We start from the raw sequence: 25,469 nt of genomic DNA, 5'->3' as shown, positions 1-25,469 counted from the left end.
AATTTGGTAGAATATACTTAATATTGATTTTAGAAAGCAGGACGACACGATGATCGTATTATCGGGAACTATCGGAGCTGGAAAGACCAGTTTGACAACTATGCTCGCTGAGCACTTGGGAAGTGACGCATTCTATGAGTCCGTGGACGATAACCCAATTTTGCCTTTGTTCTACGAGAATCCAAAGAAGTATGCGTTCTTGCTACAAAATTATTTCTTGAACAAGCGCATGGACAATATCAAGGACGCACAAGGCAGCAAGCTAAACGTCATTGATCGTTCAATTTTTGAAGATTTATTGCTATTCCAATTGAATGCCGATTTGGAACGTGCAACGCAAACAGAAGTCCAAATTTACGGCGATCTGTTGAACAACATGATGGAACAAGTTGATTTTTCCGACGATGCTATCGTTAAGACGCCAGACTTGTTGATTTATATTCACGTCAGTTTCGATACGATGTTGGCCCGTATTCAAAAGCGTGGCCGTGATTTCGAACAAATTGATCACGACCCATCTTTGTATGATTACTACAAGACGTTGAACGAGCGTTACATTGCTTGGTTTGAAGGTTACGACCGTTCACCTAAGCTAAGTATTGATGGTGACAAGTACGACTTCGTTAATGACCCTGAAGCGGCTAAGAAGGTATTGTCTTTGATTGACGAAAAAGTTGATGAACTCGGTTTGCGTGATTAATTAGGAGAAAAGAATTATGTTAGATATGAAGTTGATCCGTAATGAAACGGAAAGCGTAAAGGAACGTTTGGCTACGCGTGGTGTCGATGCTGCGGAAGTTGATGCCTTGGTAGCTGACGATGCTAAGCGTCGTGAGTTGTTGGTACAAACGGAAGAGTTGAAGGCCCGCCGTAACACGGTGTCTGACGAAATTGGTTTGAAGAAGCGTAACAAGGAAGACGCGTCAGATGTTATTGCTGAAATGCAAACGGTGTCTGCCAAGATTAAGGAATTGGATGAAGAAGTTGCTAAGGTTGACGAAGCTATCCAAGACCGCATGTTGCACTTCCCTAACTTGCCAAACCCAACGATTCCAGTTGGTGCGGATGAAGAAGCTAACCGTGAAGAGCGTGTTTGGGGTGAAATCCCATCATTCGACTTCAAGCCAAAGGCACACTACGAAATTGGTGAAGACCTTGGTATTTTGGACTGGGAGCGTGGTGCTAAGGTTGCCGGTGCTCGCTTCGTCTACTACGTTGGCCAAGGCGCCCGTCTTGAGCGTGCCGTTTACAACTTTATGTTGGACGAGCACCAAAAGGAAGGCTACAAGGAAATGATTACGCCTTACATGGTTAAGGACGCAGCCATGTTTGGTACGGGTCAATACCCTAAGTTTATGGAAGACGCTTATCGTGTCGGCACGAACGAAGACATGACGTTGATTCCAACGGCTGAAGTGCCTTTGACAAACTACTTCCGTGAAGAAGTGATTGATGCTGACAAGTTGCCATACTCTGTAACGGCCGTTTCACCATCATTCCGTCAAGAAGCCGGTTCAGCTGGTCGTGACACACGTGGCTTGATTCGTATGCACCAATTTAACAAGGTTGAAATGGTTAAGTTTACGAAGCCTGAGCAATCATACCAAGCTTTGGAAGATATGACGGCAAATGCTGAAAACATCTTGCAAAAGTTGCACTTGCCATATCACGTCATCACGTTGTCAACGGGAGACATGGGCTTCTCAGCTGCAAAGACATACGACTTGGAAGTTTGGATGCCTGAACAAGACATCTACCGTGAGATTTCATCTGTATCAAACACAGAGGCCTTCCAAGCGCGTCGTGCCCGCATTCAATACCGTGATGAAGAAGGTAAGTTGCAATTCGTTCACACGTTGAACGGATCAGGGTTGGCAGTCGGTCGTACGGTTGCTGCAATCTTGGAAAACTACCAAAACGAAGACGGTACAGTGACGATTCCAGAAGTACTACGTCCATACTTTGGCGCAGACAAGATCGTCCCTGAAGACACGTTGTAATAATAACTAATTAACCACCAGTCGATTATCGGCAGGTGGTTTTTTAATGTGCGTGAATTGCGAAAATAATATGAAGAAAGGGGTTGTCAAAATGCTTTGAAGCGAGTAATATATATCGAGTGGTAAGGCGACATGCCTACCGGACCGCTGCCAAGCGTTCCACTTGATAAAACAAGTTTTAAAAAAGTGTTGACACTTAATTCGAAACTTGTTATTATATAAAAGTTGTTTCAAGCGAATAACTTGAAGACGTCTGTTGCGGATGTGGCGGAACTGGCAGACGCGCTGGATTTAGGTTCCAGTGCCTTCGGGCGTGCAGGTTCGATTCCTGTCATCCGTATTATCGGTTTACGATAGACATGCCGACTTAGCTCAGCTGGCAGAGCACTTCACTAGTAATGAAGGGGTCGCTGGTTCGAATCCAGTAGTCGGCATTTGATGCGAATATAGTTCAGTTGGTAGAACGCTACCTTGCCATGGTAGAGGTCGCGGGTTCGAATCCCGTTGTTCGCTTCTGATTCTAGATTTAGAATCAAATTAAATATTTATTGGGCTTATATGCTAATTGGATAAACACCCCGGCTACGAACCGGGTATTGCAGGTTCGAGTCCTGCTAGGCCCATCGATTGGAAAAACCATCAAGATATTTCTTGGTGGTTTTTCTGTCGTGTTTTTACCAATGAATACGTGTCGAATCGATATAATTGTTTGTTACAGTATGGGTATGCGGAAATCTGTGAAAAATTTTGTTTAGAAACTGTGAGTAATGGTAAACTTACAGAAAGTGTGCGAAAACCACGACAAATTATTGGCATTGCAAAGCAGTGCGTTTTATAATAATGTCAACATTGGTCAAGGGGGCACGCGCATGGCTGATCAAAACATGTCAGATGCTATCGAGACGTATCTGAAACAGATTTTGCGGCAATCAGAGAAAATTGAAATTCGTCGATCTGAACTCGCACAACGTTTCGATGTCGTGCCGTCGCAGATCAATTATGTCATTAAGACACGTTTTACGATTCAAAACGGCTATTTAGTGGAGTCGAAACGTGGTGGCGGTGGATATATTCGAATTGTCCAAATCCCGCTACGAACTGACCCACGTTTTATAGAAGAATTGATTCAGAGTCTCTCAGAGGTAGTGAGCGTACGCGAAGCAACCGACATCATCGAAAGCTTATACCGGGATGAACTATTAACTGAACGGGAAGGTAAGATTGTATTAACGATGTTATCGAAGGAAGCATTAGCGGTAGGGGATGCCCGAATGGCCGGACTGCTGCGCGGACAATTGCTGCGTCAATTATTAAACCGATTACGGTTTGAAAGTGAGCGTAAATAATTATGGATAATCAATACACACCTAGTGCAAAGAACGTTTTAGTTTTGGCACAAGAACAAGCAAAGTATTTTAAGCACCAAGCCGTTGGGACAGAGCACTTGCTTTTGGCCTTGGCGATTGAAAAAGAGGGTATTGCCAGCAAGGTAATGCAACAATTTAATATTTCTGATGATGATATTCGTGAGGAAATTGAGCGCTTTACGGGTTACGGTACGCTATCACGTGCTGAAAAGGAAGCTTACTTGCCATACTCACCAAAGGCTGGTGAAGTGTTGCAATTAGCTGGTGAAGAGGCGCGCAACATGCAACAAGGCCGTGTCGGCACGGAGCACATGTTGTTGGCATTGTTGGCCGATGACTCAATCTTGTCATCACGTATCTTGATTGCATTGGATGCTAACCCAGGTGAAATGCGTCGTGTCATTTTGCGCAAGTTGGGTATTAATGATACAGCGCGTAAGAAGGACGCCCGGGGTAGCCGTCGTGGTAACCAACAAGGTCAACAAGAAGGTACGCCAACGTTGGATTCATTGGCCCGTGATTTGACACAACAAGCCCGTGATCACCACATGGACCCTGTCATTGGCCGTTCTGCTGAAGTGAAGCGTGTTATTCAAATCTTGTCACGTCGCACAAAGAACAACCCAGTGTTGATTGGTGAGCCTGGTGTTGGTAAGACGGCGATTGCTGAAGGATTGGCCCAAAAGATTGTCGCTGGTGAAGTGCCAGCCGATATGGCAAAGAAGCGTTTGATGATGCTGGATATGGGCTCATTGGTCGCTGGAACAAAGTATCGTGGTGAGTTTGAGGACCGCTTGAAGAAGGTTATCGACGAAATCCAACGCGATGGCAATGTGATTTTGTTCATTGATGAGTTGCACACATTGATTGGTGCTGGTGGTGCTGAGGGGGCGATTGATGCGTCAAACATCTTGAAGCCAGCCTTGGCCCGTGGTGAATTGCAAACGATTGGTGCGACAACTTTGGATGAGTACCAAAAGTACATTGAAGCCGATGCTGCTTTGGAACGTCGTTTTGCCCAAGTACAAGTGGACGAGCCATCTGAAGCTGACGCAATTGAAATCTTGAAGGGCTTGAAGAGTCGTTACGAGCAACACCACCAAGTGGCAATCTCTGATGACGCAGTAGTTGATGCCGTTAAGTTGTCAGTCCGTTACGTGACGGATCGCTTTTTACCTGACAAGGCCATCGATATCATGGATGAAGCGGCTGCCAAAGTGCGTATTGACCGTTCTGGTCACAAGACGCCGTTGGCTAAGCTTGAGGAAAAGTTGCAAACCATCCGTGCTGAAAAGGATGCCGCTATCGAAGCGCTTGATTTCGAATTGGCAGCCCAATTGCGTAAGAAGGAAATGACCCAGAAGAAGAAGGTTGATAAGTACATCGCAGACCGCGATGCTGAACAACCAGAAGGGTCAGCTAGTTATGACCTTGAAGTTACGACGCATGATATTGCAGAAGTTGTTTCAGAGCAAACGGGTATTCCACTAACGCAAATGGAGAAGTCAGAACAAGAGCGTTTGTTGAACTTGGAGAAGGTTTTGCACAACCGTGTTGTTGGGCAAGATGAAGCAGTATCAGCCATCGCCCGTTCAATTCGTCGTGCGCGTTCAGGCTTGAAGGATCCACAACGTCCAATTGGAACGTTTATGTTCTTGGGACCTACGGGTACTGGTAAGACTGAGTTGGCCAAGGCTTTGGCTGAAGCGATGTTTGGTTCAGAAGACAACATGATTCGTGTTGATATGTCTGAATACCGTGAAGCCTACTCAGCTAGCCGTTTGGTCGGGTCAGCACCGGGTTACGTTGGTTACGAAGAAGGTGGCCAATTGACTGAAAAGGTTCGTCGTAAACCATACTCAGTTGTGCTATTGGATGAAGCTGAAAAGGCGCACCCTGATATCTACAACTTGATGTTGCAAGTCTTTGACGATGGTTACTTGACGGATGCCAAGGGCCGTAAGGTTGATTTCCGTAACACGATTATCATCATGACGTCTAACTTGGGGGCAACTCGTGTTCGTGATGAAAAGTCAGTCGGCTTTGGTGCCGTTGATAAGTCAAAGGATTACGATGCCATGAATGAGACGGTTCGCAAGACATTGCGCGAAACGTTCCGTCCGGAATTCATTAACCGTATTGATGAAATTGTGGTCTTCCGCTCATTGACGAAGCCAGAACTTCACCAAATCGTGAAGTTGATGGCCAAGTCAGTCTTGAAGCGCATCGCTGATCAAGGCTTCGACGTGAAGATTACACCAGCGGCCATTGATGTGGTTGCCGAGGCCGGCTTCGATCCAGAGTATGGCGCACGTCCAATCCGTCGTGCGTTGCAAACGAAGGTTGAAGATCGTTTGTCTGAAGAGTTGTTGGCCGGTAAGGTGACGACGAATGATGTTGTCACGATTGGTGCTAAGAGTGGCGAAATCACAATTAATGTGAAGTCAAAGACGAACAGTCAAGAAGCGGTCACAGAATAAACACAACAAATTGAAAAAGCAAGTATTGACAAAGATTTAAAATCTTGATATTACTTGCTTTTTCTTGTATACTATAAGGTAGTTTAATTGTGCATAGACAACGGCAGACAGGAAATATTGTCCCTGAATGCCTTTATAGCAAGGGCAGTGGTGTTTTCATCAATGGAAATGCCGTTGTCTTTTTTGCACTCAAAAACCGGTAAAAAACAGATATTGTAATCAAACTGTAAAGAAACTGGTGTGCGCAGTTGGCCAAATCAAAGCGAGGTGGAAAACTTGGTAGGAACGCTTGTAAAGTACGGTAAGCACCGTGTTCGTCGTAGTTACGCACGAATCAAGGAAGTCCTTGATTTGCCTAACTTGATTGAGATCCAAACGGACTCATACAACTGGTTCTTGGATGAAGGATTGCGCGAAATGTTTACGGACATTTTGCCAATCGAGGACTTCCAAGGTAAGTTGTCATTGGAATTTGTGGACTATAAGCTCATGGAGCCTAAGTACACAGTAGAAGAAGCACGTAACCACGATGCTAATTACTCAGCACCATTGCACGTAACGTTGCGCTTAACGAACCAAGAAACTGGTGAAATCAAGTCACAAGATGTGTTCTTTGGTGATTTCCCATTGATGACGCCATCAGGTACGTTCATCATTAACGGAGCTGAGCGTGTTATCGTCTCACAACTTGTCCGCTCTCCTGGTGTGTACTACAACGAGGAATTGGATAAGAATGGTCGTCCTAACTACGGAACGACTTTCATCCCAAGCCGTGGTGCTTGGTTGGAATATGAAACAGATGCCAAGGGATTGAGCTACGTACGTATTGATCGTACGCGTAAGTTGCCAATCACTGAATTGGTTCGTGCCTTGGGTTACGGATCTGACTCAGAGATTTTGCAAATTTTGGGTGACCAATACGATTCAATCTCATTGACGTTGGATAAGGATGTTCACAAGGATATCAACGACTCTCGTGTCGAAGAAGGATTGAAGGACATCTACGAGCGTCTGCGTCCAGGTGAGCCAAAGACGGCTGATTCATCACGTGCGTTGTTGACAGCTCGCTTCTTTGACCCAAAGCGTTACGATTTGGCGCCAGTTGGTCGTTACAAGATCAACAAGAAGTTGTCATTGAAGACGCGTTTGATGGGCTTGACGTTGGGTGAAACGTTGGCTGACCCTGAAACTGGTGAAGTTATCGCCGAAAAGGGTACGCTAATCGACAAGAAGGTTATGGCCGACTTGGCACCTTACCTAGATCGTGACGACTTCAAGACGACGACATTTACGCCTTCAGACGAAGGTGTTGTGACGACGCCTATGACGTTGCAAACAATCTTGGTTGAAAACCCAGAGGATCCAGAAAAGACTTTGCCAGTGATCGGTAACGGTCAATTTGACGAGTCAATTCGTACGATCCAACCAGCTGATATCATCGCTGGTATGAACTACTTCTTGAACTTGCCATTGGGCATCGGCGCAACGGACGACATTGACCACTTGGGTAACCGTCGTATCCGTCGTGTGGGTGAATTGTTGCAAAACACATTCCGTATCGGTTTGAGCCGTATGGAGCGTGTGGTTCGTGAGCGTATGTCTATCCAAGACCCAGATACGGTTACACCACAACAATTGATTAACATCCGCCCAGTTGTGGCAGCTGTTAAGGAGTTCTTCGGTTCATCACAATTGTCACAATTCATGGACCAAACTAACCCTCTTGGAGAATTGACGAACAAGCGTCGTCTTTCAGCCTTGGGACCTGGTGGTTTGACTCGTGACCGTGCCGGTTATGAAGTCCGAGACGTGCACTACACGCACTACGGACGTATGGACCCTATCGAAACGCCTGAAGGTCCTAACATCGGTTTGATCAACTCATTGGCTACGTACGGTCGTGTTAACCGTTACGGATTCATTGAGACGCCATACCGTCGTGTTGACTGGGATACGCACAAGGTTACGGACAAGATTGACTACTTGACGGCCGACGAAGAAGATAACTTCATCGTTGCCCAAGGTAACTCAGTTTTGAACGAAGATGGATCATTTGCTTCTGACGTTGTTTTGGCTCGTAAGGGTGATGAAAACGTCGAAGTTTCTATCGACCAAGTTGACTACATGGACGTTTCACCTAAGCAAATTGTTGCCGTTGCCACGGCCGCAATTCCTTTCTTGGAAAACGATGACTCAAACCGTGCCTTGATGGGTGCCAACATGCAACGTCAAGCGGTTCCTTTGATTGATCCACACGCACCATTGATTGGTACGGGTATCGAATATAAGGCTGCCCACGACGCGGGTGTTGCGATTATCGCAAAGTACCCTGGTACGGTTGAGTATGTTGACGGTCGCGAAATCCGCATCCGTCGTGAAGATGGTTCACTTGATAAGTACGAATTGATGAAGTTCCGTCGTTCAAACGCCGGTAAGAACTACAACCAACGTCCAATCGTTAAGGTTGGGGATGCAGTTGATGCCGACGAAGTTTTGGCCGATGGTCCATCAATGGAGCAAGGTGAGTTGGCTTTGGGACAAAACCCATTGATCGCCTTCATGACTTGGCAAGGATATAACTTCGAAGATGCCATCATCATCAACGAACGTTTGATCCGCGATGATGTTTACACGTCAATTCACATTGAAGAATACGAATCAGAGGCGCGTGATACGAAGCTTGGCCCTGAAGAGTTCACTCGCGAAATCCCTAACACAGGTGAAGAGCAATTGAAGAACTTGGACGAGCGCGGTATTATCCGTATCGGTGCTGAAGTTGAAGACGGTGATCTTTTGGTTGGTAAGGTTACGCCTAAGGGTGTTACTGAGCTATCAGCCGAAGAGCGTTTGTTGCACGCCATCTTTGGTGAGAAGGCTCGTGAAGTCCGTGACACGTCATTGCGTGTTCCTCACGGTGGAGGCGGAGTCGTTCAAGACGTTCGTATCTTTACTCGTGAAAACGGTGACGAGTTGGCACCTGGTGTTAACATGATGGTTCGTGTCTACATTGCCCAACGTCGTAAGATTCAAGTTGGTGACAAGATGGCCGGACGTCACGGTAACAAGGGTACGGTTTCTGTTATCGTTCCTTCAGAAGACATGCCATTCATGCCTGATGGAACACCTATCGACATTATGTTGTCACCAATGGGTGTGCCTTCACGTATGAACATTGGACAAGTGCTTGAATTGCACTTGGGTATGGCTGCCCGTGAATTGGGTATCCACATCGCTTCTCCTGTCTTCGACGGTGCCCGTGACTCAGATATCTGGGACGCAATTAATGAAGCTGGTTTGCCAGCCGACGGTAAGACGATCTTGTACGATGGACGTACTGGTGAAGCCTTCGACAAGCGTGTCTCAGTTGGTATCATGCACTACATGAAGTTGGCCCACATGGTCGACGACAAGATGCACGCCCGTTCAATCGGACCTTACTCACTTGTTACGCAACAACCACTTGGTGGTAAGGCGCAATTTGGTGGACAGCGTTTCGGTGAAATGGAAGTTTGGGCCCTTGAGGCCTACGGTGCTGCGCACACGTTGCAAGAAATCTTGACGTACAAGTCAGATGACGTTGTTGGTCGTGTTAAGACTTACGAGGCCATCGTTAAGGGTGAGCAAATCCCTAAGCCAGGTGTTCCGGAGTCATTCCGTGTCTTGGTTAAGGAATTGCAAGCGCTTGGTTTGGACATGAAGGTCTTGGACGCAGATGATCGTGAGATCGAATTGCGCGACATGGATGAAGACGATTCAATCGTTAACATCGAAGCAGCGAACGCAGAAGCACAACGTTTGGCACAAGAATTTGCTGCTGACGGTGCCGAAACAACTGCTGCACCAAAGACTGATGAAGTCGTAAACTTGAGTGATGCTGACTAAGCGTTAAGCTTGGTCGCCTTATGATAGATTGTTAGCCAACCTAGCACCTCGCTAGGTTCGTGCTTACTGGGTTGGACAGTGCTCGAACATAGTAAGCACGGACATAGAGAAGTGCTGGATTGGATTGTATATAGGAACCTACGAAAGGGGTCAAACCATTGATTGATGTCAATAAGTTTGAAAGCATGCAAATCGGATTGGCTAGTCCAGACAAGATTCGCAGCTGGTCTTATGGTGAAGTTAAGAAGCCTGAGACAATCAACTATCGTACGCTCAAGCCTGAAAAGGATGGACTTTTCGACGAGCGTATCTTTGGACCTACCAAGGATTATGAATGTGCTTGCGGAAAATACAAGCGTATTCGTTACAAGGGAATCGTTTGTGACCGTTGCGGCGTTGAAGTAACGTCATCAAAGGTCCGTCGTGAGCGTATGGGTCACATTGAGTTGGCCGCTCCTGTATCACACATCTGGTATTTCAAGGGAATTCCATCACGTATGGGATTGGTCTTGGATATGTCACCACGTTCATTGGAAGAGATTATCTACTTCGCATCATACGTGGTTACTAAGGCCGGTGATACACCTTTGACTGAGAAGCAATTGTTGTCAGAACGTGAGTACCGTGAGTTGAAGGCCGAATACGGTAACGCTTTTGAAGCGGGTATGGGTGCCGAAGCTGTACAAACGTTGTTGGCAAATGCTGATCTTGAAGCTGAAGTTGAAACGTTGAAGGCAGAATTGCGTGAGGCCACTGGTCAAAAGCGTGTTCGCGCCGTTCGTCGTTTGGACATCATCGAAGCTTTCGTTAAGTCTGGTAACAAGCCAGAGTGGATGGTTATGGATGTTATTCCTGTTATCCCACCTGACTTGCGTCCAATGGTGCAATTGGAAGGTGGACGTTTTGCAACGTCTGACTTGAACGACTTGTACCGTCGTGTTATCAACCGTAACAACCGTTTGAAGCGTTTGTTGGAGTTGAACGCACCTGGCATTATCGTTCAAAACGAAAAGCGTATGTTGCAAGAAGCCGTCGACGCGTTGGTTGACAACGGTCGTCGCGGACGTCCTGTAACGGGACCTGGTAACCGTCCATTGAAGTCATTGTCACACATGCTTAAGGGTAAGCAAGGACGTTTCCGTCAAAACTTGCTTGGTAAGCGTGTCGACTACTCAGGACGTTCAGTTATCGACGTTGGTCCTTTCTTGAAGATGAACCAAATGGGATTGCCACGTCCAATGGCTATGGAATTGTTCCGCCCATTCATCATGAAGGAATTGGTTGCTCGTGACTTGGCTGGTAACATTCGTGCCGCTAAGCGTATGATCGACCGTCGTGACGAAGTTGTTATGGACGTCTTGGAAGACGTTATCAAGGAGCACCCAGTTCTTTTGAACCGTGCACCAACGCTTCACCGTTTGGGAATTCAAGCGTTTGAGCCTGTCTTGGTTTCAGGTAAGGCGATGCGTTTGCACCCATTGGTTACTGAAGCTTATAACGCCGACTTTGACGGTGACCAAATGGCCATCCACGTTCCTTTGTCAGATGAAGCCCAAGCCGAAGCTCGTTTGTTGATGCTTGCCGCTGGACACATCTTGGCACCTAAGGATGGTAAGCCTATCGTGGCCCCATCACAGGACATGGTTATCGGTAACTACTACTTGACGACTGAAGAAGCTGGTCGTGAAGGTGAAGGTATGATCTTCAAGGATATTAACGAAGCGCGTACGGCCTTCCAAAACAAGTATGTGCACTTGCACACGCGTATTGGAATCCAAACGTCTTCATTCCCTGCAGAGAAGCCATTCACTGACGAGCAACGTTCACGTATCATGACGACGACTGTTGGTAAGTTGTTCTTTAACGACATCTTGCCAGTCGACTTCCCATACTTGAACGAGCCAACTGAGGCTAACTTGCACGCCATTGACGATCGCTTCTTCATGGAGCCAGGAACTGACATCAAGGCACACTTTGCCGAGACGCCAATCTTGCCACCATTCAAGAAGGGTTACTTGTCAGACATCGTTGCCGAAGTCTACAAGATTTACAAGGTTACGGAAACGTCATTGCTATTGGACCGCATGAAGGACTTGGGTTACGATGAGTCAACTAAGTCTGGTTTGACGGTTGGTGTGGCCGACGTTACTGACTTGAAGGAAAAGCCAGGAATCATCGAAGAAGCTCACAAGCAAGTCGCTACTGTTTCTAAGCAATTCCGTCGTGGATTGATTACTGACGATGAGCGTTATGAGCGTGTCATTGCCATCTGGAACCAAGCGAAGGATGACATCACGTCAAAGCTTATTGAGCACTTCGAACCTGATAACAACATCTTTATGATGTCGGATTCAGGAGCTCGTGGTAACATTTCTAACTTTACGCAATTGGCTGGTATGCGTGGTTTGATGGCTGCGCCTAACGGACGTATCATGGAGTTGCCTATCATTGCCAACTTCCGTGAAGGATTGTCAGTTTTGGAAATGTTCTTCTCAACTCACGGTGCTCGTAAGGGTATGACTGATACGGCCTTGAAGACGGCCGACTCAGGTTACATGACTCGTCGTTTGGTTGACGTTGCACAAGACGTTATCATTCGTGAGCTTGACTGTGGTACTGATCGTGGTTTGGATGTTTCAGCCATCATGAACGGTAACGAAGTCATCGAGTCATTGTATGAGCGTATTTTGGGACGTTACGCACAAAAGGCCGTTATTAACCCAACGACTGGTGAAGTAATCGTTGCCCACAACGAAATGATCGACGAAGACAAGGCTAAGGCCATTGTTGAAGCCGGCGTTACGACTGTTAACATTCGCTCAGCCTTTACTTGCAACACGGAACACGGTGTCTGCGTATACGACTACGGTCGCAACATGGCTACTGGTGACGTTGTTGAAGTTGGTGAAGCTGTTGGTACTGTTGCCGCACAATCAATCGGTGAGCCTGGTACGCAATTGACTATGCGTACGTTCCACACTGGTGGTGTTGCCGGAAACGATATCACGCAAGGACTTCCTCGTGTGCAAGAAATCTTTGAAGCACGTAACCCTAAGGGTCGTGCGATGATTACTGAAGTTACTGGTGAGATTACTTCAATTGAAGAAAACCCAGCAGAACGCACTAAGGAAGTTACTGTTCAAGGTGAGACGGATACGCGTACTTACACGTTGCCTATGACTGCACGCATGCGTGTGGCTGAAGGTGATCAAATCCACCGTGGTGAGACGTTGAACGAAGGTTCAGCTGATCCTAAGGAAATCATCCAAGTTCGAGACACGTTGGCTACTGAAAACTACATTGTGCGTGAAGTGCAAAAGGTTTACCGTATGCAAGGTGTTGAGATCTCTGACAAGCACATCGAAGTTATGGCTCGCCAAATGCTTCGTAAGGTTCGTGTCATGGATCCGGGTGAGACGGACTTGTTGCCAGGTACGTTGATGGATATCGCGCAATTCCGTGATGCTAACGAAGAGACGTTGTTGAAGGGTGGCTTGCCAGCCACAGCACGTCCAGTTTTGCTTGGTATTACCAAGGCATCATTGGAGACGAACTCATTCTTGTCAGCTGCATCATTCCAAGAGACGACTCGTGTCTTGACTGACGCTGCTATCCGTGGAAAGAACGATCCATTGGTTGGTTTGAAGGAGAACGTTATCATCGGTAAGTTGATCCCAGCCGGTACTGGTATGAAGCAATACCAAGCTATCGAAGACAAGGTCGTTGCAGATCCTGTTGTGGTATCAACTGAAGAGGGTACGAAGATTCCTTCAATCGCTGATATTGAGAATTCAATGAACTTGCACAACGACTAATTTCGGTTAATCGCTGATTGTAGTTCAAAACAAAAAGCACTTTAACGTGATGCGAATCTCGTTAAAGTGCTTTTTTGTGTTGGCTACCAAATCTGTCACTGTATATTATTTTATGAAACAATAAATTTTAAATTGGTTCACCTATTTGTTATCCGGCCCCTTTTTGGTAACCTATTCTTAGAAGAGAGATTTGTTAAAGAGGGGGATTTTAAGATGCGTGATGTCTTAACTTTTGGATTTCAACAATTTATAAATGATGTGATTTGGGCCGTCCACCAATTACCATTCGCAGCCTTGATTATTGCTTTTGCTGCGGCATTCGTGGTAAATAGATGTGCGACGATGGCGTTGACTGTTGATACCGTTAACGGTAATACCTTAACCCAGCTCCGTCGCCGGACAGCGGCGCTGAGTATTGCAACGGGGTCAGTGCTGGGGATTGTATTCTTTGCGTCTTTGGCACTTAATCTAGCCGAGGTCGCGTTGAATTATTAAACATCAGCCCGAACGTCGCCATCAGGATAGACGTAATAACGCGCAGGTGTCGTATTGGCATCGTTGTATAAAATGACGCTATGAGCGCCATAAGGCCCGTCTGCTGAAGGTGAGGCAATGGCGGTCATGCCAACTGAATCAGTGATATGTAAATGAGCATAGACCTTCTTGATGTATTGTTGTGTATCAGGAGCGCCGGTGCTCTTTTTTTGTGTTCTTTTAATAGTAGTATCAGTTTGGCCAGCTGTTAAAACGAGCTGTGAAGCATCAGTTATCTGTTTGGGATGAGCAATGCGGTAGAGCTGGCCACTGCTGAAACCGGCGAGTAGTCCGGCTACCCAGAGTGTGGTTAGTAACAAACGTGCTTTGCGACTCATGAGGCACCTCCAATAGTGTTAGCATATAGTTGAAATTTGAATAATGTGTGGCGTTCGTGTAAAAGTGATGACTTGACTTGAACCATGGTTTAAGGTGTATAGTATAACCTTGCAATATTGGTTGAGCTACCGAATAACGGAGGTATGTTAAGATGGAAGATTTTCGCTTTGTAAATAAGACGGATATTCGCTTTGGAAAGAACCACATTGACGAAGAATTGCACGACGCTGTTGCGCAATATGGTCAAAATGTTTTGTTGGCTTACGGTGGTGGGTCAATTAAGCGTTCAGGTTTGTATGAGCGTGTGATGAAGGCTTTGGAAGGGTTGAACGTTGTCGAATTGACAGGTATCGCCCCAAACCCAAAGATTGATTCAGTTCGCGAAGGACAACGCTTGGCTAAGGAACATGATATCGATGTTATCTTGGCCGTTGGTGGTGGATCAGTTATTGACGCATCTAAGGTTATCGCATCAGCTAAGTTCTATGATGGCGACGCTTGGGATTTGGTGGCTGACCGCGGTGTCAAGTCACGTCAAAACATCGATCAATTGCCAGTTGTCGACATTTTGACATTGGCTGCAACGGGAACTGAGATGAACCCTGGTTCTGTTATCTCAAACCCAGAGCTAAAGGTCAAGGTTGGTACTTACGGACCAAACACACCCGCTGTGTCATTCTTGGATCCACAATTGACGTACTCAGTTTCTAAGTGGCAAACAGCCGCCGGATCATTCGACATTTTCTCACACTTGGCTGAGCAATACTTCGATCGTGCAAACGACACGGATATTTCAGACGGTATGATTGAAGGCATGATGCGTGCAGTTATCAAGTGGGCGCCAGTTGCTTTGGCAACGCCTGACCACTATGAAGCACGTGCTAACTTGATGTGGGCTTCAACAATGGCCTTGAACGGCTTGGTTCGTTCAGGTAACGTAAATGGTTGGACAGTGCACCCTATCGAGCACGAATTGTCAGCTTACTACGACATCACTCACGGAGTTGGTTTGGGAATTTTGACGCCACGTTGGATGAAGCGTGCTTTGTCAGCTGAAACAGTTGCTAAGTTTGCCCGTTTCGGTCGCAACGTTTGGTCAATTCAAGACGATGACGATCAAGTGGTTGCTGAAAAGGCGATCCAAGCAACGTATGACTGGATTAAGTCTTTGGACATTCCAATGACGTTGCAAGGTGTCGAAATCAATGACGACACGAACTTCCGTGCAATGGCTGAATCAGCTGTTAAGATTGGTCGTTTGGACCAAGAAGGTGGTTACGTGAACTTGACGGTCGATGATGTTGTGGCTTTGTACCAAGCATCAATGACGACAGATGGGTTCGAAGATTAATTGTTATTAAAAATGCTACATGGCAGTCAAATGACGAGCCGTGTAGCATTTTTATTTTGCACTTATCATGTCTTTGGAATGGGTGTAATATATATCATTGATTTTAATTGATGTTAGATTGTATTTAATTTTTTTAGAATGAGGAGGTATTCAATTGATGGATGAACATGACGATTTATTGAAACGTGGAAAGCAAGAATCTCTGGATCGACTAAAGGGTGATGAACTAAGCGACACGACGATTAAAGAATTTGTACATAGCCATCACGATTTAATGCAATTACTAGCTGATTACGATAAGAAGTAGACGTAAAAATATGAATAGATTAGTGGTCTGGACTTCTATAATTGGGAGATAAGGTTCGTTATGTGGGAAATAATTAAAAAGATATTACTATTACCATGGGCATTACTGGTGTTTTTGATTACAGCTTGGTTTTATTTAGGCCTCTTTCTGTTAGGAATTGGGGTATTAATCATTCTTTGGGTGCTGATTTCCACGGCATTTAGCATGTAAAAAACCACCAGGCAAGGAGTACCTGGTGGTGAAAGAAGGCGCGGTGATGGGATTCACCGCGAATCATTATTATGACTGATGCTATTATGCACGTTAGTTGTGACGAAACTGTTGGGAATTATGGGATTAATCCGGCGTATAATGGTATTACGCGACGGAAGTGAGGACTACCAATGGCAACAATAACTTACCGACAGGCGACCATGGCTGATGCCGATGCCATCTGGCAAATTATTGCGGATGCAAAGGCCGTGATGTCGATTGATCAGAATCCACAATGGGATAATGGTTACCCATCCCCAGAAATCATCAAAGCAGATATCGCAAAAGGTTATGCGTATGTGTTATTGCTTGGCGATGAAGTCGTCGCAACCGCAACCTTGTGGCAAGAAAAAGATGTGAACTACCAACGCCTTCAGGGTGGTCGGTGGCTATATCCCACTAAAAGACGCCCATATGCCATTATTCATCGAATGGCGGTATCTTTCCAACACCAAGGTTACCATCTGTCTACAGTGCTGTTTACGCACCTATTTGAAACGGCTCGGGCGAAAGGACTGACGTATCTGCGCATTGATACCCATGCCAAGAATAAGAAGATGCAGGCAATCATCGCGCGACGTGGCTTTACATATCGTGGTAAATTAGCTGGTGATCGAGTCGCATATGATATTGATTTAAATGAGAGCGAGAACTAAAAACATGAAGAAAATTGAAAAAGGGACGCAGTTTGTGACGGAACATCTCGACATGTTCCGTTGTACCGTTGACGGTGAACCCTATGATCACGTAGAAGGCAACAGCTTGGTTTGTGCGCATAACCACCGGCTTGATATCAATAAGAAGGGCACACTTTACTTTTTGAATCACGCGGTGAACACAGAGTACGATGATGCCATGTTGGCAGCGCGTCGTCGGGTGCTAACGGCTGGACTATTCGATGGTATTGTCGAGGCTGTCAATGAAGCATTGCCAACGACTGCCCAACGCATTATGGATGTCGGCACGGGTGAGGGAACGCCGTTTGCCCGGTTACTTGCGAAGCGCGGCAATATCGACACTGGGATTGGGTTTGATATTTCAAAGGCAGGGGTTAACCTAGCGACGCAGCTTGAGACGGACGCGTTCTTTGCGGTTGCAGATTTGGCGAACTTGCCATTTAATGACGATAGTTTTGATAGCATCGTGGAATTCTTTTCACCAAGTGCATATGAAGAATTCAAGCGTGTCCTTGCACCCGAGGGGACATTGGTTAAAGTTGTGCCAGCGTCAGGTTATCTGCATGAATTGCGTGAGATGCTTTATCCAGTTGATTCACCAAATCACACGTACAGTAACCAAAAAGTAGTTGATCGCTTTATGGAGAACTATCCCACAGCTACGCAAAAAGAAATTTCTTATCAATGGCCAATTCCAGCGGACCTGTATGTTGACCTGTTACACATGACGCCACTTCACTGGGGAGCCCGGCCAGAAGCCCAAGCCGCAGCGGAAGCAACACCGTTGCCAGCTGTGACAGTTAACGTGGTTGTCTTGACAGTGAAACAGTAATTCACAGCGTGTGGATAAAATAAGCCTTTATCCACAATTTGGGTGTGGAAAAATAGTTGAATGTTCGTTAAAATAGAGAAGTAAACGGCGTTTAACGCGGCTTACGATTATTTTAGTGAGAACGGAGTACAACGCACATGTTTCCAGATCGTCTGCGTGAGTTGCGTAAAGGACGCAATATCACATTGGAAACCTTGGCAGAAGAGATGAATAAGCATCTTGAGCCAGGGCAAAAACCAAATACAGCCGCGCAAATCGGAAACTGGGAGCGTGGTGATCGATCACCATCGTACATTGAAGTACGCAAGTTAGCGGACTTCTTTAATGTATCTATGGATTTTCTGGTTGGTCGCGCCATGTCAGAGAAGACAGATTTGTCTTTGCTGTTCCTGTCAGGTAAGGAAATCGATTTTAACGGTAAGCCTTTGACTGACCAGCAACGGTTTGATATTTTCCAGTATGTTAATTCATACTTGAACCCAGTTTCGTTTACGTCAGATGACGATGTGCGAAGTAACCATCAAGAGAGTCTTTTCTAACCAATTAGAGGAAACGATATGACAACGAACCAAACAATTCGGTTTGGATCTGGCCGACAGCTCACTGAGATAGATTATCTTAGTGAGCTGTTGCCATATTTGGACCGTTATCAAAACATCCCCACCATTAAGCACTTGATTGAACAAGCTGTGGCGACGATTAATGATTTAAATAATGGCATCCTACCAAGTACGTTACCGACGATGGAAATTCCAGAGTCGGTGGTGGCAGAATTAGAACAATATGTTTTAAAAGCCTATCCGAACGACGCTACGAAGGGTAATGCCCTCTGGCAAACTTTGACGGAGCCGTTGGCAGACGTCGATTTTATGCTCCGCCATTTGCGAGATGCGTTAATCGAGTACTTTAGTATGTATGCGTATGTGTCGAACGCGTTTATTCAAGATCTGTCAGCGTACACAAATGGTCTACCAGTCCTAGAAATTATGGCGGGCCATGGTTATATTTCGGCTGGACTTCGCGCAGTTGCCCCAGCGCAAACGATTATTGCGACTGACAATGAGGACTGGCGTACACAACCAGATCCAACGACTGCCAAGCCAGTTACTGACGTTGAAAACTTAGATGCGATTGCGGCATTGGATAGTTACGGCGAAAACGTGGCCACCGTAATTATGAGTTGGGCACCTGATACCACGGATGCTGACTGGCAAGTCTTACAGTATATCCGTGATAATCGCTATCGCTTTGATTTTGATTTATTGGTCATCGGCGAAAAAGATGGTGCAACGGATTCGGATGTCTTTTGGCAAGAAGCGACGTTACATGAGGTGTCAGAATTAAATGCCCACCACACGTCATTTGATTTAATTGATGAACGTGTCTACGTTGTTGAATAGTGATGAAATTGACAGTCATCTAACACCAATTAGGTGTTGGATAACTGTTTTTTTTATTGGGATGAGTCAGATTGACTGCCGGAATTCCGGAGCAGGGTTAACTAACGTGTTATAATGACTTTTTGTAATTATTGTTGAGATGAGGTAGTAACGATGGAACAATCGGAGACTTATACTGAGCGTCAAAAGATGGGGGTCTTGGCGTTATCTACTGTAGTACTTGGGGTAATTGTGGGACTGAGTTCTGTCGTACTAAGTCTATTTTTAGATGTGATTGAACATTTCTTCTTGGGATTTGAGGAGAATACGTTGGTGCCTGTTGCCATTCATGCAGCTGGAACGCAACGCTTGTTGTCAGTCACAATTGGTGGAATTATTGCGGCTGGTTTGTGGTTCATTGTGCAAACGAAGATGAAGCCAACGGTAGGAATCAATAAAGCGCTTGAAGGTGAGACAATGCCATTTGGTGCATCAATCCTTCACGCTGTTACCCAAGTGTTCTACGTGGCAACCGGTGGCTCAGTTGGACGTGAACTAGCACCACGTGAAATGGGTGCCTTGCTTGCCCAACGTTGGGAAATGCTATTGGCCAAGTGGCACCTTGATACGTTAACAGCAGACGACCGTCGCTTGTTGATTGCAGCAGCTGCCGGCGCTGGTTTCGCAGGAATCTATATTGCACCCATTACGGGAATGCTGTTTGCGGTGGAGATTCTGCACAAGAACGTATCGAAGCGTTCCGTATCAGTTAGTTTAGGTATGTCATTGATTGCAATGCTAGTTGGTGCGTCAATCAAGGGCTTCCACCCCTATTATTTTGTAGCTGATCGGCATTTTGATTTGAAGATGTTGCCATTCGTTATTGTGGTTGGCCCAATTATGGGAATTGCGGGAGCCTACTTCCGCAAGGCGTTCCAGTGGGCAGGCGGCAAGGCGAAAGCTAAGCAAGTGCAAGTTTTGTGGCAACTACCATTAGCCGCCCTTGCAACGGGTATCGTGGCTTACTTCTTCCCACAGATTATGGGAAATGGACGTGGCCTAGCTGAATTAGCGATTAACAATGAAAGCACGAAGCTGATTGGGATGCTCGCAATTGGTATGATTTTGAAAGCGATCATCACAGTCTTCACGCTTAAGGCGGGAGCCTATGGTGGTACACTAGCGCCATCGATTGGAATTGGTGGATCATTTGGTGCCATCTTGGGCTTTGCCTACGTCATGATGATGCCAGGCGCATCGATTGATCAAGCGGCCGTTATCGGGGCAACGGCTTTGTTGTCAGCCTCGCAACAAGCGCCACTGATGGCATTGTTTATGATGTTCGAAGTGACGCACATGGATTACTCAGCGCTTTTGCCAATGGGACTATCGGTTGTCTTGGCGATTACAACGTCTAAGTTAATTTTGAAAAAATAGCAAGCAAACGGAATTACGTCAGGGGATGATGTAATTCCGTTTTTTGTTACATAAAACATAATGCTAAGTAGTGGAGATGATTTGTACACCCTTAACAATGATATGCGACTGTGATATTTGTCGCCAATTTGCTATCGATGCGATATTATCGTGGGTCACCGATTTGGCTATACTCAAATCAAATCGCGGGGAGGAAGATCAATGTTTGCATATCAGGAAAATAAAGTCGGACTCAACAAGTGGGGTGGACTTACACTGCTGGCCCTATTGGTCGGCCAATTTTGGATAAATACAAGTCAAATGCGGGCGACAATGGGGGATGATGGCGTCTTGCGTGAACATCAACCCATGTTAATCGGGTTGGCGTTGCTGATGTATGTGTTAACGACCCTGTTGCTAGGCGTTGTTTTGTGGGGTGCAGTTACGCTTGTGCGACCACAACGGAAATTGACGTTCAGTGGCGTCCTATTATGCAATCAACTTGCGTGGCTGCCATTTGGTGTTGAAAGCGTCCTACTGCTGGTGATGCGCCAACACGACAGGGTCACGAGTGTCGAAACCATATTGTCACTACTAGCAATCGGGTTGTTTGGATGGCTGATGTGGCAGTTGAAAATTTTGCAAAGTTGGTGGCAGTTAACGATTATTGTGATTATCATGGCCACCATTGTCTTTGTGCCAAACGTCCTAAGTTGTGCGTAACTGAAAAAGACTCAGCACAATCGCGCTGAGTCTTTTTGGAAATAGCTAGATAAATTGTTCAGACAACGCCAAGAATTCGTCGATGTCTTTCTTAACCAAATCGGCACCGGCTTGCCAGAAGTCCGGCTTTGTCAAATCGACACCTAGGTGCTTTTGGGCTAATTCTTCGGTTGACATGTTAGCTGTATCGCGTAACAGGGCAATGTACGCTTCTTCAAAATTAGCTTGCGTTTGTGCCCAAGCGTAAATGCTTTGGCTGAACAAGTAACCGAATGTGTATGGGAAGTTATAGAATGGCACATCATCAATGAAGAAGTGCAACTTTGATGCCCAGAAGTGTGGGTGACGCTTATCCAAAATGCCATCAAAGGCGACTTGTTGGGCGTTATCCATCAGTTCGTTCAAACGGGCAGCTGGCACGAAACCGTTAGCGCGTTCTTTGTAGAAGTTATCCTCGAAGATGAACCGAGCGTGAATGTTCAAGAACATGGCGATTGGGTTAGTCATCTTGGCATCGAGTAAGACGACCTTCTCGGCATCGGTCTTGGCAGCTTGAACATTGGCATCCGCAATCAGCATTTCGGCAAACGTTGAGGCTGTCTCAGCAACGTTCATCGCATAACCGTCACGCCAAACAGGTAAGTCGGTCAAAACAGAAGAGTGGAAACCGTGCCCAATTTCGTGCGCGATGGTCGCCGCGTCGTTAACTGAACCGGTGAACGTCGTGATAATCCGTGACTCGTGAATATCAGGCACACTTTCCATCCACGCGCCGGGCGTCTTACCAGGGCGGTCTTCGGCTTCGATCCATTGATTTTCAAAGGCATGTTGCGCGAAAGCGGCCATCTTTGGTGAGTACTTACCAAAGTTTTTAATCACAAAGGCTGCCGCTTCATCATACGTCAGGGTAGTTGGTTGATAATCCCCCAAGTTTGTAATCGGTGCGACTTGATCTTGCCAACCAATTTCATCCAAACCGAGTAAAGCTTTCTTACGGTCGAAGTAAGCTTTGAATATGTGCTTGTTATCATCAACCATTTGCCACATGGCATCCAACGTGGCACGTGACATACGGTTCAACTCAAGTGGTTGTTCCAAATGATCAGCATACCCATGGGCATGTTGCTCCGTTAGACGTGAACCGGCCAAGTGATTAATGGTATCGGCGGCCAAGTTTTCGGCCGTGCCCCACATCTTTTCATAATTAGCCATAATGTTCGCCCGAACTTTGTTATCAGGATAACCATCCAGCTGATTCAATGCTTGACCGGCTGACAAAGCTTGTTCCGCCCCGTTTTCGTCAGTGTACGTCATGCTTAGACCGGCTGAAATCGTGTCATAGTGTTCAGACCAGGCTTGTAAACCATCCAACCGCAAGTTATTTAGCAATTCCTCCGCACGGTCGTCGAGCAAACGTGACGCGTCGTCGCGTAACTCATTCAAATGGAACGCCACGTCATTAACACCTGGCAATGTCAGGACCTTTGCAAAAGTGTCGTCGTCAAATGATGTCAACAACTTGGCGAAAGCATTCAAAGGTGCCTGATAAGCGACGTCAAGTTGTGACACCTTAGTTTGATATGGACGATACACAGGGTTAGTGTAATCAGCTGAGTATAATGCGTTCACGAATAGGGCAACCGTCCCTAAACCAGAACGGATTGTCTGAGCACCATCAACTAACGCAATAAACTGACTGAAATCAGTATCTGTGAATCAATCATAGGCGGTAACATCAGCAGTGAATTGTTTAATTTGTTCGTCAAGCAACGTGAGCTTAGCAGCGAACTCAGGTGATGTAATACCACCAGGGTAAATAGGGTCAAGATCCCAGTTTAATGAATAGGCCATAGGTACTCCTTGTGTTTCTCATTGTTTTTTAATAGTTTAGCACACAATCCTGGGTGTGGATGATAATATTGTTGGAAAGCTATCAAAGTGGGGGATGAAAATAATGAAGGATGAAATCTATCATCGCGCGTTTGGTGTGTATGGTATCTACTATCGGCAGGAACGGGGATTATTAGTTATTTCGAAAACAAGCGGGCCGTATGTGAATCGGTTAGATTTACCTGGTGGCAGTATGGCAGAGGGCGAGGGACTTGATGACACGCTGCGCCGTGAATTCTTAGAAGAAACCGGTATGCAGTTGATAAACTATCAGCAACTTGGTGTCACCAGTTTTCGATATCCGTGGCCCTTTGAAACATTTACGATGAATAATCATATCGCCGTGTTCAATCTGGTTCAGCAGGTGCATGGCAACGTTGCTGAAAAAGTTCGAGAATTTCCGGGTCAAGATTCAAAGGGGGCACGGTTTTTAAAACTCGCAGATATAACACCAGAAAATTCGTCGCCATTGGTACTGAAGGCTAAGAAATTCATCCAAAATAATGAATTCGATTTTGCTGATACAATTTTGCAAGAGTGGCAAGTGCTTTAAGTGGGCGTTGTTGCGCTATCAAACCTTTACAAAACCTAAGTGAAACACAGACAGAATAATGACAATTTGCGCGTAAACTGAAGTTACTAAAAACAAGTAGTTAAGTGGCTTGTAGATACCAGTGGGGGACGATGTGATGCGAAAGAGTATGCGTGTGTTTGGTATTTTATTGGTAGCAGTATGGGTGTTGGGGGCGACTGTATCGATTGCAACGCAAAACGTACAGCGACCAACGCGCTCGACGGAGAATTGGCAAACCCAATCGATTTGGGAGCGTGAGCAAGCATATAGCGATCGCATGGGGGATGCTTGGTTTAGTCAGAAGTAGCGTACAGTAATTTAAGCTCAAGTTAAATGGCATTTGAGCAAAGGAATTGATTGATCATTGTCGGCAATCTGTTCAAATACCAGTGTGTCAAATGTCACTGACAAGCCAATTGTTTTAGACATAAGCTCATGGGCCAGCTGGTCTAACTGTGACTTCGTTTGATTGCGTGCAATCGTAATATGAGGCGTGAAAGGAATATCGCGTCTTTGAAATGGCTCAAAATACGACAATGAATATAAGGCTTGATGCAATTTCTTTAGGCTGTTTTCTGGATCAGCCAAGACGAGCAATAGGTTGTGATAGTCATAATCAGGTAATAAATGTGTTGTGAAAAAAGTGGTTTCAGGCAATGTTTGAACGATTGCTTGAATATCCGTCAGCATACTTGTTTGCAACTGAGGCAATGGTTGGGGGAATACTAGTGATAGATGAGCTGGAACAAAATCAGCCAGAGAGTCGTAATGTGATCGAATAGTGTCCAATTCGGTTGAGTGGGTTGTTAACATAATAGAAACTTGCATCGGAAACACTCCTTAACTAGTGCTGGTTTGGAACTTAGCGGGCTTAGACTAACGGTCTTAATAGATATGACGATAAATTTGGGTCGATTATATACAGTACCGTTGCAGGATGTCTACTGCTTGATAGATACGGGGTAAAAAATTAACACCTGAGAAACGCCGTCATAACAAGGATGCAACTTAAATTTGCGCAAAAATAACATTGAATTGCTAGGTGCATCAATGATGATTTGTCATAATTTAGTTACCAAAAGTTAAGGGGGCAAGATGATGGAGATTGTATTTGCACAACAGTTGACGAACCTGCGCAAACAGAAGGGCTTATCGCAGCAACAGCTGGCCGATAACCTCTACATGACACGACAGGCGGTTTCGAAGTGGGAGACTGGGGAGTCTTCACCAGATTTGAATCGGATGCAGGAAATTGCAGACATTTTGGATGTACCAGTCCAAGAATTGTTATTTGGTACCCAGGGTGAACCGGATAAAACGTCATTTCGCGATAAAGTAAGTGAGTATATGCAGCAGGATGAGGCCGATAAAGATTGGCATCAAAATCACAGGTGGCGTCAGTGGCAATATAGTCCAATCACAAATGGTTGGGAATTTTTGGCCCGGTACTATTGGTTGCTATTTGCACTGATTGGCATGATTGGTTGGTTCACATTGCAATATTTGAAGTAAATCCTTGGCGAGGTATGATCGAATGATTATGCCTTTTTATTATGATTAACGGGGTATACCTTTTATTTTTCATTTATCTTCCCTATAATGGACAGGTTGCAATTATTTGTTTAATAAATTAAATATAGGGAGATTTGCG

At 45.7% G+C, this 25,469-nt stretch carries 20 protein-coding genes, 4 tRNA genes and 1 pseudogene; 22 read left to right on the top strand and 3 right to left on the bottom strand.

What is annotated here, in order from left to right; translation table 11 throughout:
* Window positions 1–49 precede the first annotated feature (49 nt).
* From ACJ28U_RS07800 to ACJ28U_RS07750, 11 genes are all read left to right on the top strand, one after another.
* Window positions 50–700 (top strand): deoxynucleoside kinase, encoded by a 651-nt coding sequence (locus ACJ28U_RS07800; protein WP_010369531.1) that lies wholly within the window; start codon window positions 50–52, stop codon window positions 698–700.
* A 16-nt stretch (window positions 701–716) separates the two neighbouring features.
* Entirely contained in the window at window positions 717–2,000 is a 1,284-nt protein-coding gene (serS, locus tag ACJ28U_RS07795) for a serine--tRNA ligase (protein ID WP_099088554.1), read from the top strand.
* Between the two features lie 258 nt (window positions 2,001–2,258).
* Window positions 2,259–2,340 (top strand) — tRNA-Leu (locus ACJ28U_RS07790).
* Between the two features lie 21 nt (window positions 2,341–2,361).
* Window positions 2,362–2,434: transfer RNA gene (locus ACJ28U_RS07785), tRNA-Thr, on the top strand.
* 6 nt (window positions 2,435–2,440) lie between these two features.
* Window positions 2,441–2,513 (top strand) — tRNA-Gly (locus tag ACJ28U_RS07780).
* Between the two features lie 37 nt (window positions 2,514–2,550).
* A tRNA-Arg gene (locus ACJ28U_RS07775) sits at window positions 2,551–2,623 on the top strand.
* A 246-nt stretch (window positions 2,624–2,869) separates the two neighbouring features.
* Window positions 2,870–3,346, top strand: a complete 477-nt coding sequence (locus ACJ28U_RS07770) for a CtsR family transcriptional regulator (RefSeq protein ID WP_099088553.1) — start codon at window positions 2,870–2,872, stop codon at window positions 3,344–3,346.
* A gap of 2 nt (window positions 3,347–3,348) precedes the next feature.
* Window positions 3,349–5,847 carry an ATP-dependent Clp protease ATP-binding subunit gene (locus ACJ28U_RS07765; protein ID WP_407618886.1) on the top strand — a complete coding sequence of 833 codons (2,499 nt, stop codon included), beginning with the start codon at window positions 3,349–3,351 and terminating at the stop codon, window positions 5,845–5,847.
* Between the two features lie 267 nt (window positions 5,848–6,114).
* Entirely contained in the window at window positions 6,115–9,729 is a 3,615-nt protein-coding gene (locus tag ACJ28U_RS07760) for a DNA-directed RNA polymerase subunit beta (protein ID WP_099088583.1), read from the top strand.
* A 158-nt stretch (window positions 9,730–9,887) separates the two neighbouring features.
* On the top strand, window positions 9,888–13,544 hold the full coding sequence (rpoC, locus tag ACJ28U_RS07755; protein WP_010369515.1) for a DNA-directed RNA polymerase subunit beta': 3,657 nt from the start codon (window positions 9,888–9,890) through the stop codon (window positions 13,542–13,544).
* Between the two features lie 213 nt (window positions 13,545–13,757).
* Window positions 13,758–14,039 carry a hypothetical protein gene (locus ACJ28U_RS07750; RefSeq protein ID WP_407618885.1) on the top strand — a complete coding sequence of 94 codons (282 nt, stop codon included), beginning with the start codon at window positions 13,758–13,760 and terminating at the stop codon, window positions 14,037–14,039.
* Here ACJ28U_RS07750 and ACJ28U_RS07745 read toward each other — a convergent pair.
* Complete coding sequence (locus ACJ28U_RS07745) at window positions 14,036–14,416, bottom strand: hypothetical protein (RefSeq protein WP_407618884.1); 381 nt, start codon at window positions 14,414–14,416, stop codon at window positions 14,036–14,038. The genes ACJ28U_RS07750 and ACJ28U_RS07745 overlap by 4 nt on opposite strands.
* Before the next feature lie 152 nt (window positions 14,417–14,568).
* On the opposite strand from ACJ28U_RS07745, the gene ACJ28U_RS07740 reads away from it, so the two are divergent.
* The 8 genes from ACJ28U_RS07740 to ACJ28U_RS07705 all read left to right on the top strand — a co-directional run bounded on the left by ACJ28U_RS07740 (window position 14,569) and on the right by ACJ28U_RS07705 (window position 21,354).
* Window positions 14,569–15,768 (top strand): iron-containing alcohol dehydrogenase, encoded by a 1,200-nt coding sequence (locus tag ACJ28U_RS07740; protein WP_099088549.1) that lies wholly within the window; start codon window positions 14,569–14,571, stop codon window positions 15,766–15,768.
* 157 nt (window positions 15,769–15,925) lie between these two features.
* Window positions 15,926–16,075 (top strand): hypothetical protein, encoded by a 150-nt coding sequence (locus ACJ28U_RS07735; RefSeq protein WP_407618883.1) that lies wholly within the window; start codon window positions 15,926–15,928, stop codon window positions 16,073–16,075.
* Between the two features lie 383 nt (window positions 16,076–16,458).
* Window positions 16,459–16,983: a GNAT family N-acetyltransferase gene (locus ACJ28U_RS07730; RefSeq protein ID WP_099088548.1), complete on the top strand. Its 525-nt coding sequence runs from the start codon at window positions 16,459–16,461 to the stop codon at window positions 16,981–16,983.
* A 4-nt stretch (window positions 16,984–16,987) separates the two neighbouring features.
* Entirely contained in the window at window positions 16,988–17,836 is an 849-nt protein-coding gene (locus tag ACJ28U_RS07725; protein WP_407618882.1) for a methyltransferase domain-containing protein, read from the top strand.
* Between the two features lie 137 nt (window positions 17,837–17,973).
* Window positions 17,974–18,375, top strand: coding sequence for a helix-turn-helix domain-containing protein (locus tag ACJ28U_RS07720; RefSeq protein ID WP_010369488.1), 402 nt, complete (start codon window positions 17,974–17,976; stop codon window positions 18,373–18,375).
* Between the two features lie 18 nt (window positions 18,376–18,393).
* A complete protein-coding gene (locus ACJ28U_RS07715; RefSeq protein ID WP_099088546.1) occupies window positions 18,394–19,236 on the top strand; it encodes an SAM-dependent methyltransferase in 843 nt (280 codons plus the stop codon).
* A gap of 153 nt (window positions 19,237–19,389) precedes the next feature.
* Entirely contained in the window at window positions 19,390–20,652 is a 1,263-nt protein-coding gene (locus ACJ28U_RS07710) for a chloride channel protein (RefSeq protein WP_407618881.1), read from the top strand.
* A gap of 201 nt (window positions 20,653–20,853) precedes the next feature.
* Window positions 20,854–21,354 carry a hypothetical protein gene (locus ACJ28U_RS07705; RefSeq protein ID WP_099088544.1) on the top strand — a complete coding sequence of 167 codons (501 nt, stop codon included), beginning with the start codon at window positions 20,854–20,856 and terminating at the stop codon, window positions 21,352–21,354.
* A gap of 45 nt (window positions 21,355–21,399) precedes the next feature.
* Here ACJ28U_RS07705 and ACJ28U_RS07700 read toward each other — a convergent pair.
* Window positions 21,400–23,205, bottom strand: a pseudogene (locus ACJ28U_RS07700) (M3 family oligoendopeptidase).
* Window positions 23,206–23,308: 103 nt separating this feature from the next.
* Between ACJ28U_RS07700 and ACJ28U_RS07695 the strand changes: the two are divergent.
* Window positions 23,309–23,797: an NUDIX hydrolase gene (locus tag ACJ28U_RS07695; RefSeq protein ID WP_407618880.1), complete on the top strand. Its 489-nt coding sequence runs from the start codon at window positions 23,309–23,311 to the stop codon at window positions 23,795–23,797.
* Window positions 23,798–23,933: 136 nt separating this feature from the next.
* Entirely contained in the window at window positions 23,934–24,125 is a 192-nt protein-coding gene (locus ACJ28U_RS07690; protein WP_043707996.1) for a hypothetical protein, read from the top strand.
* A gap of 17 nt (window positions 24,126–24,142) precedes the next feature.
* Here the strand turns inward: ACJ28U_RS07690 and ACJ28U_RS07685 are convergent, their stop codons facing one another.
* A complete protein-coding gene (locus ACJ28U_RS07685; protein ID WP_407618879.1) occupies window positions 24,143–24,646 on the bottom strand; it encodes a 2'-5' RNA ligase family protein in 504 nt (167 codons plus the stop codon).
* Between the two features lie 267 nt (window positions 24,647–24,913).
* Here ACJ28U_RS07685 and ACJ28U_RS07680 point away from each other — a divergent pair, with 267 nt between their 5' ends.
* Entirely contained in the window at window positions 24,914–25,330 is a 417-nt protein-coding gene (locus tag ACJ28U_RS07680) for a helix-turn-helix domain-containing protein (RefSeq protein ID WP_407618878.1), read from the top strand.
* The last annotated feature ends 139 nt before the right edge of the window (window positions 25,331–25,469 follow it).

It is taken from the genome of Weissella sp. MSCH1 (assembly GCF_045799135.1).
In the GTDB taxonomy this organism is placed as follows: domain Bacteria; phylum Bacillota; class Bacilli; order Lactobacillales; family Lactobacillaceae; genus Weissella.
Note: the sequence above shows the minus strand (reverse complement) of the source record. Positions and strands in the feature narration are given on the sequence as shown.